We start from the raw sequence: 9,777 nt of genomic DNA, 5'->3' as shown, positions 1-9,777 counted from the left end.
AGACGACGAGGTAGATAGGTTCGGGGTGGAAGCGCGGCAACGTGTGGAGCTGACGAATACTAATCGGTCGAGGGCTTATCCAAAACGATTCAGCGAGCTTTGTTTCGAATCCAGTTTTCAGGGTGCAAATCCTGAACAATCCGTTTGGTGATGATGGCGGAAGGGAACCACGCGTACCCATCCCGAACACGACCGTTAAGCCTTCCAGCGTCGATGGTACTTGGACCGCAGGGTCCTGGGAGAGTAGAACGTCGCCAAGCGGATATTATATTCCCTGATAGCTCAGTTGGTAGAGCACTCGACTGTTAATCGAGTTGTCACAGGTTCGAGTCCTGTTCGGGGAGCCACGCTTCCATAGCTCAGTAGGTAGAGTGCATCCATGGTAAGGATGAGGTCACCGGTTCGATCCCGGTTGGAAGCTCCAGTGCAAGGCCCGTTGGTCAAGGGGTTAAGACACCTCCCTTTCACGGAGGTAACAGGGGTTCGAATCCCCTACGGGTCACCATTTCCCATGGAGGCTTAGCTCAGCTGGGAGAGCATCTGCCTTACAAGCAGAGGGTCGGCGGTTCGATCCCGTCAGCCTCCACCACGCCGTTGTAGCTCAATTGGTAGAGCAACTGACTTGTAATCAGTAGGTTGGGGGTTCAAGTCCTCTCGACGGCACCATGCATACTGGGGATTAGCCAAGCGGTAAGGCAACGGACTTTGACTCCGTCATGCCTAGGTTCGAATCCTAGATCCCCAGCCATGTACGAGCCATTAGCTCAGTTGGTAGAGCACCTGACTTTTAATCAGGGTGTCGTAGGTTCGAGTCCTACATGGCTCACTTTTCTTTTAGATCCTTTATGCGCGCGTATGGCGGAATTGGCAGACGCACTAGACTTAGGATCTAGCGGGAGACCGTGGGGGTTCAAGTCCCTCTACGCGCATAAGATCGACGGAAGACCTTCGACAGTTAGCTGTTGAAGGTTTTTTGCTTACTATTTAGTATTATTATAGCTGCCGCCAGCTAAAGGGATAAATTTTTTTGATTTTTATTATGAAAAACATTTGCATTTTATCTCAATATGTGATATATTATTTCTTGTCGCTGTTGAAACAAAACGACGATAAAAATGCGGAAGTGGCTCAGCGGTAGAGCATCGCCTTGCCAAGGCGAGGGTCGCGGGTTCGATTCCCGTCTTCCGCTCCAATAGTTTGTGCCCTTAGCTCAGCCGGATAGAGCGTTTGACTACGAATCAAAAGGTCGGGAGTTCGAATCTCTCAGGGCACGCCATTAAGACATATCAGAGCAGTACATGCCCTGATTACACTTGCAGCATTCATAACAACGGGACGTAGCTCAGCTTGGTAGAGCACCTGGTTTGGGACCAGGGGGTCGCATGTTCAAATCGTGTCGTCCCGACCACTTATTTTGCGGGTGTAGTTCAATGGTAGAACTCCAGCCTTCCAAGCTGGTAGCGTGGGTTCGATTCCCATCACCCGCTTTTTGAAACGAGATAAGCCTGTACGCCCAATAGCGTATGGGCTTATTTTTGTATACAGCATGCGACAAATTTCGACTTTTTTTCGCTTTACCGCATAAATGGGCTACATCGGAGCCCAAGGTTGTGTTAAAATGTTTAAAATACTGTTTTTTTGACTTGCAAAGTTAGGATGGAGGAGAACCATGTCGGATTCAGTCAGCATCATTAACAAAAGCACGTCCAACAATCTGCTTCGTAGAGATGTTCGGTTTCTGGGGCATATTCTGGGCGAGGTATTGGTTCATCAAGGCGGTAACGCGCTGTTTACCATCGTAGAGAAAATTAGAGAGATGAGTAAATCGCTGCGCGCACAGTACACACCTGAAATGTATGCGGAGTTTAAAGACACGGTAAGTGGGTTGGATCCTGAGATCCGCCATCAGGTGATTCGGGCGTTCGCGATCTATTTTCAGCTGATTAATATTGCTGAGCAGAACCACCGGATTCGCCGGAAGCGCGACTATGAAAGAACTGCTGGAGAGAATGTGCAGCCGGGTTCTATCGAAGACGTTGTACGCGGCCTCAAATCGCAGAATATCAATGCGGATGAGGTACAAGGCATTCTCCAAGGAATCTCGCTGGAGCTGGTTATGACGGCGCATCCGACGGAAGCTACTCGCCGCGCGGTGCTCGACATCCATCAACGCATTGCGAACCGCGTGATGGAGCTGGATAACCCGAACCTGACGTTCCGGGAAAGAGAACAGCTGCGTGAGCAATTGCTTGGTGAAGTCATTACGCTCTGGCAGACTGACGAGCTCCGTGACCGTAAACCAACGGTTATCGACGAAGTGAACAACGGGCTGTACTATTTTGACGAGACGCTATTTGATGTTCTGCCGCAAGTGTATCAGGAGCTAGAGCGCTGTTTGGACAAGTACTATCCGGAAGAAGCTTGGCATGTACCTACGTTCCTGAAATTCGGTTCATGGATTGGCGGGGACCGTGACGGTAACCCTTCGGTAAAATCGAATATCACCTGGGAAACGCTGACGATGCACCGGAAGCTGGCTCTGGATAAATACGAGGAGCTGCTTCATGATCTGATGGAGCATATGAGCTTCAGCAAGAGCATTGTGGAAGTGACGTCAGAGCTGCTGGACTCTATTCAAACGGATAGAGAAAATATCGATCTTCGTTCTGATGACCTGTTGCGCAACGAGAAAGAGCCATACCGGATCAAAGTAAAATATATGATCGGCAAGATTCAAAATACGGCCAACCCGAATGTGCCGAGCACCCAGAAATACAACAGCCCTAACGAGTTGATAGAAGATTTGAAAGTGATTGAGCGCAGCTTGCGGAATCATTTTGCTGATTTCATTGCGGACTCACATATCGCGAAGATGATCCGTCAAGTGGAGCTCTTCGGCTTCCACCTGGCCACTCTGGATGTGCGTCAGCACAGTAAAGAGCATGAATCGGCGATGACCGAGATTTTGGCGAAAATGAGCATCTGCGAAAACTACGCGGAGTTGGCTGAACAGCAGAAGATTGAGCTGCTTACGAATCTTTTGAACGATCCAAGACCGATCACTTCGTCCTACTTGAGCTATTCGGAGAATACAAGAGAATGTCTCGATGTGTACCGGATTATTCAAAAGGCACAACAAGAGTTTGGTCGTGCGTGTATCTCCAGCTATCTGATCAGTATGACGCAAGGGGCTAGTGACCTTCTTGAAGTGCTCGTATTCGCTAAAGAAGCTGGACTGTACTTGCACAATGCAGACGGATCCGTAACCTGCACGCTGCAGTCGGTACCGCTGTTTGAAACGATCGACGACTTGCATGCAGCACCGGAGATTATGTCGACGCTCTTCCAGATTCCGGCCTACCGGAACAGCTTAAATAGCACGAATCACCTGCAAGAAATTATGCTGGGGTATTCGGATAGCAATAAGGACGGCGGCGTGATTACGGCGAACTGGGAGCTTCGTGTAGCGCTTCGCAGCATTACGGCTGCAGCTAAGCCTTTTGATGTGAAGCTGAAGTTTTTCCACGGTCGCGGCGGTGCTTTAGGTCGCGGCGGCATGCCGCTGAACCGCAGTATTATGGCACAGCCTGCCGATACGATCGGTGGAGGCATCAAGATCACGGAGCAAGGCGAGGTACTCTCTTCCCGTTACTCCATGAAGGGGATTGCTTATCGCTCCCTGGAGCAGGCTACATCGGCCTTGATCACGAGTGCGCTCTGGGCGCGTAACCCGCAAACGAGTGCGGATCAGCCAGAGTATGAAGACATTATGGTCGGGATTTCTGAAAGTGCTCAGCAGAAGTATCAAGACCTGATATTCCGCGATCCGGATTTCTTGACCTTCTTCAAAGAATCTACGCCGCTGCCGGAGATTGGAGAGCTCAACATCGGTTCCCGTCCTTCCAAGCGGAAAAATAGCGATCGGTTCGAGGATCTTCGCGCCATCCCATGGGTGTTTGCGTGGACGCAAAGCCGGTATCTGCTGCCTGCGTGGTATGCAGCCGGATCTGGACTCTACAGCTACTACCAGCAAAACCCTGAGCATCTGAGTGTTATGAAGGATATGTATAAGAACTGGTCCTTCTTCTCGTCGCTGATCGACAATCTGCAGATGGCACTCGCCAAAGCGGATCTGCTCATCGCCAAGGAATATGGCAGCATGATTCAGGATCAAGGTATTGCCGAGCGGATTTTCAACTTGATCCAAGAGGAATACCAGCGGACCTCCGAGCTGATTCTGATGATCACAGGGCAGCAGGAGATTTTGGATAACGTACCGGTCATTCAAGAGTCGATTCGTCTCCGTAACCCTTACGTTGATCCACTTAGCTATATGCAAGTTAAAATGCTGCAAGAGCTGCGCGCGCTTCGCGATCAAGGCGATGACGATGCACTCATGCTGCGCGAGGTGCTTCTTACGATTAACGGCATTGCCGCAGGTCTTCGCAATACGGGCTGATGGCCTGAAAGAGCAAGCTGATACCGAAAAGTCGGGCGTCTGGGTTAACCAGATGGCCCGGCTTTTTTCACATGAGTTGAAACCAATGTAAGGGCTCAGCCGTAGACATACTATGGAGGAAAACAGCGAAACTGTACATGTGGTGCCGGAGTTTGGTATGATTCTTCTGTTGGAAGGAAATGTATTGTCTGTTTGCTGAACGTTGGAGGTAGGTCGGTGAATCAAATGGATACCCGGCTCGCCAAGCTGGCTCGTGGTGGGGACCGCGCGGCTTTTGCCGAATTGGTGGAGCTGTACAAGGATAAAATTTATCATCTCGCTTACCGGATGCTGCATAACCGTCATGAGGCGGAAGAGATCGTGCAGGAAACCTTTTTGCGAGTGTATACGAATTTAGAGCGCTATGATGAACAGCAGAAGTTCTCTACCTGGATTTATCGGATCGGGACGAATCTATGTATCGACCGCTTGCGCAAACGCAAAGCGACCTACTCGCTGGACGCAGAAATCCATGATGGCGAGGGGAACGACTGGTACGCTACGCTCGCGAGTGAGGATACTGCGCCGGATGATCAGATCGTATTATCTGAAACGCAAGTGCAAATTCGCGAATCAATCGAGACGCTACCTGAGAAGTATAAGGCGGTCGTCATTCTGCGTTATTTGCAGGACTTATCTTTACAGGAAATCAGCGATGTGCTGAAGATGCCTGTCACGACGATTAAAACTCGGCTGCACCGGGGGCGGGACTTTTTGCGAAAAAAATTAGAGCAGATCTTATGATGTCGCTGAAACATAACTCACTTTCGCACGTATTGTAATACACAAGCTCACTATGGAGAAGAAAGGAGCGGCTACTTATGGATTGTACTGAAGCGCTCCCTTTACTGCACGAATATTTGGACGGAGGGCTGCAAAGACGGGATGCGATAGAGCTCAAAGAGCATTTGCTCGCGTGCCCGGGCTGCCGGAAGCGGCTGCAGCAGTTCGAAAAGCTGGAGGCGCTGGTAGCCGCGTGGCCTCCTGTAGAGGTGCCGGAAGGGTTAACGGAACGGATTATGCAGGCGCTGCCGCCGGTGGAGCGTAAGAATGGGTTTACACGATGGATCCGCAAGCATCCGGCCGCTTCGGTGGCTGCGGTGTTTTGCCTCGTGATGCTGTCCAGCTTCGTATCCAGTTGGGATCAGGATCAGGAGCTTTTGGTGAAAGGGACGGACTTGCAGTCGGTAGTGATTAAAGGAAATACGGTTTACGTTCCGGCTGGAACGACTGTAGCGGGGGATTTGACGGTAGAGAACGGCAACACGCAGGTGGACGGAGAGATTAAGGGCAGCCTAACGGTGATCGACGGCTCGGTGAATATGGCGTCTACCGCGCACATTTCCGGGCAGGTCATGAAAATAGACGAGGCATTCAGCTGGATGTGGTACAAAATGAACCAATGGTTCGAACAAATATCCGGCAATAAATAGGCCGGCAGGACCAATTTTCATAAATCCTCCCTATGGCTTGGTATAAAGGGAGGGTTTTTTGCTGTAAATATGTTATGATCTAAGAAGGACAAGATAGAGAGAAAGAAAATCACCGCGGCACGTTTGGGGGCAAACGCGATGGATTGGATTACAGATATCAGCATAAAAGATATTATTGATATAGGCATTGTCAGCTACGTTATTTATAAATTGATTTTAGTGGTTCGGGGAACTCGGGCGATTCAGCTACTGAAAGGGATTTTGGTAGTGGTCGTGACGTGGGCGCTGAGCTCCTGGTTTAAGCTGAACACGCTGCAGTGGATGATGAATCAGATGTTTACTTTTGGACTCGTAGGCGTCATTATCATTTTTCAGCCGGAGCTGCGTAGAGCGCTGGAGCAATTAGGCCGCGGGAAGCTGTTCAGCCGCACGACGATCGAAGAGGATCAGGATGTGAATCGACGGATCAATGAGGTGCTTAAGGCCGTCAATTATATGGCACATCGTAAAATCGGGGCGCTGATGGTGTTTGAACGGGAAACGGGACTGAATGACTACGTAGAGTCCGGGATCCAGATCGAGTCGCATATTAGCTCGGAGCTGTTAATTAATATTTTTGTGCCGAACACCCCTCTCCATGATGGAGCGGTCATTATGCGTAAGCATCAGCTGATGGCTGCGGGATGCTATTTGCCGTTGTCGGAGAATCCATTTATCAGCAAGGAGCTGGGGACACGTCACCGGGCGGCCATTGGCATGAGCGAAGTATCGGATGCGATCTGTGTAATCGTATCGGAAGAAACGGGACAAGTCTCGCTCGCGATGAACGGTCATGTGTTAAGAGACATTAAGGAAGACGCACTGCTGGCCAAGCTGTTCGAGGAATTGAAGTCGAAGGCAAAGGCTAAGGAGAAGAACTCCATTTGGAAATGGAGGGGGCGTTAGCATGGATCAATGGCTGCGTAATACGAACGTCGTTAAGGTTGTCGCCCTTATTATCGGCATTTTGCTGTGGGCGGTAGTCCGGATGGATGGAGGCTCGCTTAGCGGCTCGACAACTTCGGGTACGAAGGAAGAAAAGATTTGGAACGTGTCGGTGACGCCGAAGTACGATACGGATCAATATTATGTGGAGCTGATTGATCCGGCTCAGGTCACGGTCAGTATATCGGGACGCGATTCCGTGCTGAAGAAAGTGATGAATTCGGCCACGTATTCAATCGAGCTGGATTTGACTAAGGTGGGCAAGGGCGATCATGTGCTGCCGCTGAACCCGGTTGGATTTCCAAGCAATGTCGTAGTGAAAGTAAGTCCCCCATCCGTTAGAGTCGTGGTAGATGAGAAGAAAAATAAATCGATGCCGGTAACCGTCAATGTAACGGGAATTCCGGCCGTAGGGATGAAGGCAGGCCAGCCGATCATCAAGCCGATGCAGGTGACTGTGGCTGTGCCTAGCGGCAGCTATGATGCGGTAGAGTCGGTGCGAGCCGATGTGAACGTAGAGAAGGCGCAATCTGCTGTATCCAGCAAAGTAAAGCTGGTCGCATACGATAAAAACGGGAAGCCGATGGAGATGGCCACGATCAGTCCGGCGGTTGTCGACGTCGAGGTGCCAATCACGAGTCCCTTCACGATGGTGCCTTTGCAGCTGAAGCTGGTTGGGGAGCCGCCGCGGGGCTTTGCAGTTGCTTCGATTCGCCAGAGCACGGACAAGGTGACGGTGTACGGACCGCAGAATGTGCTGGATCGGCTTGAATTTTATGAAGGACCGCAGGTCAGCTTGTCGGATTTGAAGGATAGTAAGGACTTTACGCTGGCGATTCCGCTGCTCAAGGATGTAAAACAGCTGGATCCGGATAAAGTGACGGTTAGTGTAAGTATTGTGCCTTCCGTGACCAAGACGCTGGAAGCCATTCCGTTATCTATCATCGGACAAAATGACGGCTTCGACACGAAGGTCGTGCTGCCAGAATCCGGTCAAATGAATTTGACGGTGGAAGGTGCGCCGGCGCTCATTGAGAAGCTGAAGCCGCAGGATGTGCAGGCGATCGTCGATGTGAGCAATCTGCCCCCTGGGAAGCATGAAGTGGCGGTCACGTGGAATTTGCCTACGTTCGTCAAGAAGGGCCCGCAGCAGGACTTTAAGGCTACGGTGGAGATCAGTGCGAAGCAGACGCAGACCCAATCGGCGAAGCCAGAGACAGGGGCGAGTGGCGGCGCTGCAGCAGGAACGGAGGCCAAGCCGGGCGCTTGAAAAAGCGCCCTCGCTTGCGTCTAGATTGGTGCAATTAGCCGTATTTGGGCAATTGACCATAGGAATTAATTCAGGGATAATGAAATGAGTTCCAGAATAGAAGAGAATCGCTGGGGAGAGGAAAGTTAAACATGGGAAAATATTTTGGCACGGATGGTGTCCGCGGGGTCGCCAATTCGGGGCTTACGCCGGAAATGGCATATAAAATTGGCCGCTGTGGCGGTTATGTATTGGCAGGACAAGTAGAAAGACCGAACGTCATTATTGGTCGGGATACACGGATTTCCGGTCCGATGCTGGAAGCTTCGCTGGTCGCGGGCTTGCTCTCCATCGGTGCGAACGTAATTCGCGTTGGGGTCATCAGCACGCCAGGGGTGGCTTATTTAACGCGGCTGCTCAAAGCGGATGCCGGCGTTATGATTTCGGCGAGCCATAATCCAGTAGAAGACAACGGAATTAAGTTTTTTGGCGCTGACGGGTATAAGCTGTCCGACGAGACAGAGCTTGAAATTGAGCGTCTGATGGATGCTGAAATGGACGAGCTGCCGCGGCCGACAGGTGGGGACATCGGCACGGTGACGGACGATGAAAAGGCGAAATTTAAATACCTGGAGTATATTCAATCGACTGTGAAATCGTCGTTTAAGGGATTCCGCATTGTGCTGGATTGCGCGAACGGTTCGGCTTATGAGTTGGCGCCAAAGGTGTTTGAAGCGTTGGGCGCTGAAGTGATTGCCATCGGTGCGGAGCCGAACGGGCGCAACATTAACGATCATTGTGGGTCGACCCATCCGGAAGCTTTGCAAAAGCTCGTGGTGGAGACGAAAGCACATATTGGGCTTGCTTTTGACGGGGATGCGGACCGTTTGATTGCAATCGATGAGAACGGTGCAGAAGTTGACGGTGATTTTATTCTTAGTATTTGCGGTCATGCGCTGAATCAAGCGGGTCAGCTGCGTGAGAATACCATTGTAACGACGGTCATGAGCAATATCGGCTTTTTTAAAGGTATTGAAGCGGTGGGGCTGAAAGCGATCAAAGCCGCGGTAGGCGACCGCTACGTCATGGAAGAAATGCGCAAAGGCGGGTACAATCTCGGTGGTGAGCAGTCGGGGCATGTGATTTTTCTCGACTACAATACGACCGGTGACGGAATTCTTACAGCGCTGCAATTGATGGATACGCTGGTTCAATCCGGGCGGACGCTCAGCGAGCTCAAAGGGATTATGCGCAAGTATCCTCAGCAGCTCGTGAATGTGCGTGTCGCGGACAAGAGCAAGCTGAAGGACAACGCTGTCGTAGAAGCAGCGATTCGCAAAGTGGAGGATGAGCTTGGCGATAACGGCCGCGTGCTGGTACGCCCATCTGGGACGGAATCGCTCATCCGTGTCATGGCGGAAGGGCCGGACAAGGAACAAGTCGAAGCCTACGTTGCGCAAATCGTTGAAGTCATTCAGCGAGAGCTATCATAGTTTCATAGAAACGGGAAACCCCAGATGCCACAAGGCTTCTGGGGAGTTTTACATTTTAAAGCTTGTATGAAAACGCTTGTGAAAATAGTTGTTGCACTTTAGACTGAAAATGAATAAGAT

General features: G+C 50.9%; 6 protein-coding genes, 12 tRNA genes and 2 rRNA genes. All 20 read left to right on the top strand.

From position 1 onward, the window contains the following. Positions 1-83, top strand: a 23S ribosomal RNA gene (locus FPZ49_RS18860); the annotation flags it as partial. A 60-nt stretch (positions 84-143) separates the two neighbouring features. Beyond that, a 5S ribosomal RNA gene (gene rrf, locus FPZ49_RS18855) occupies positions 144-260 on the top strand. A gap of 11 nt (positions 261-271) precedes the next feature. After that, positions 272-347 (top strand) — tRNA-Asn (locus FPZ49_RS18850). A 1-nt stretch (position 348) separates the two neighbouring features. Beyond that, positions 349-424 (top strand) — tRNA-Thr (locus FPZ49_RS18845). Between the two features lie 6 nt (positions 425-430). Then, a tRNA-Glu gene (locus tag FPZ49_RS18840) sits at positions 431-505 on the top strand. 8 nt (positions 506-513) lie between these two features. Continuing rightward, positions 514-589, top strand: a tRNA-Val gene (locus tag FPZ49_RS18835). 1 nt (position 590) lies between these two features. Further along, positions 591-666: transfer RNA gene (locus tag FPZ49_RS18830), tRNA-Thr, on the top strand. Between the two features lie 7 nt (positions 667-673). Then, a tRNA-Gln gene (locus tag FPZ49_RS18825) sits at positions 674-748 on the top strand. Positions 749-753: 5 nt separating this feature from the next. Further along, a tRNA-Lys gene (locus tag FPZ49_RS18820) sits at positions 754-826 on the top strand. Between the two features lie 23 nt (positions 827-849). Continuing rightward, a tRNA-Leu gene (locus tag FPZ49_RS18815) sits at positions 850-929 on the top strand. 188 nt (positions 930-1,117) lie between these two features. Then, positions 1,118-1,192: transfer RNA gene (locus FPZ49_RS18810), tRNA-Gly, on the top strand. 7 nt (positions 1,193-1,199) lie between these two features. After that, positions 1,200-1,276, top strand: a tRNA-Arg gene (locus tag FPZ49_RS18805). 55 nt (positions 1,277-1,331) lie between these two features. Further along, a tRNA-Pro gene (locus tag FPZ49_RS18800) sits at positions 1,332-1,408 on the top strand. An 8-nt stretch (positions 1,409-1,416) separates the two neighbouring features. Beyond that, positions 1,417-1,487 (top strand) — tRNA-Gly (locus FPZ49_RS18795). Positions 1,488-1,669: 182 nt separating this feature from the next. Continuing rightward, positions 1,670-4,459: a phosphoenolpyruvate carboxylase gene (ppc, locus tag FPZ49_RS18790; RefSeq protein WP_144849788.1), complete on the top strand. Its 2,790-nt coding sequence runs from the start codon at positions 1,670-1,672 to the stop codon at positions 4,457-4,459. Positions 4,460-4,675: 216 nt separating this feature from the next. Next, entirely contained in the window at positions 4,676-5,242 is a 567-nt protein-coding gene (gene sigW, locus FPZ49_RS18785; RefSeq protein WP_144849786.1) for an RNA polymerase sigma factor SigW, read from the top strand. A 77-nt stretch (positions 5,243-5,319) separates the two neighbouring features. Continuing rightward, entirely contained in the window at positions 5,320-5,931 is a 612-nt protein-coding gene (locus FPZ49_RS18780) for a zf-HC2 domain-containing protein (protein WP_144849784.1), read from the top strand. A 138-nt stretch (positions 5,932-6,069) separates the two neighbouring features. Continuing rightward, a complete protein-coding gene (gene cdaA, locus FPZ49_RS18775; protein WP_144849782.1) occupies positions 6,070-6,876 on the top strand; it encodes a diadenylate cyclase CdaA in 807 nt (268 codons plus the stop codon). Position 6,877: 1 nt separating this feature from the next. Continuing rightward, positions 6,878-8,185, top strand: a complete 1,308-nt coding sequence (locus tag FPZ49_RS18770) for a CdaR family protein (protein WP_144849780.1) — start codon at positions 6,878-6,880, stop codon at positions 8,183-8,185. A gap of 131 nt (positions 8,186-8,316) precedes the next feature. After that, the gene (glmM, locus tag FPZ49_RS18765; protein ID WP_144849778.1) at positions 8,317-9,657 is read left to right on the top strand and encodes a phosphoglucosamine mutase; all 1,341 of its coding nucleotides are present in this window, start codon (positions 8,317-8,319) and stop codon (positions 9,655-9,657) included. Positions 9,658-9,777 lie beyond the last annotated feature (120 nt).

Origin of the sequence: Paenibacillus cremeus, assembly GCF_007786445.1 — a bacterium.
Taxonomy (GTDB): Bacteria; Bacillota; Bacilli; order Paenibacillales; family NBRC-103111; genus Paenibacillus_G; species Paenibacillus_G cremeus.
The sequence above is the reverse complement of the archived record's forward strand: the minus strand, read 5'-3'. Positions and strand labels throughout refer to the sequence as shown.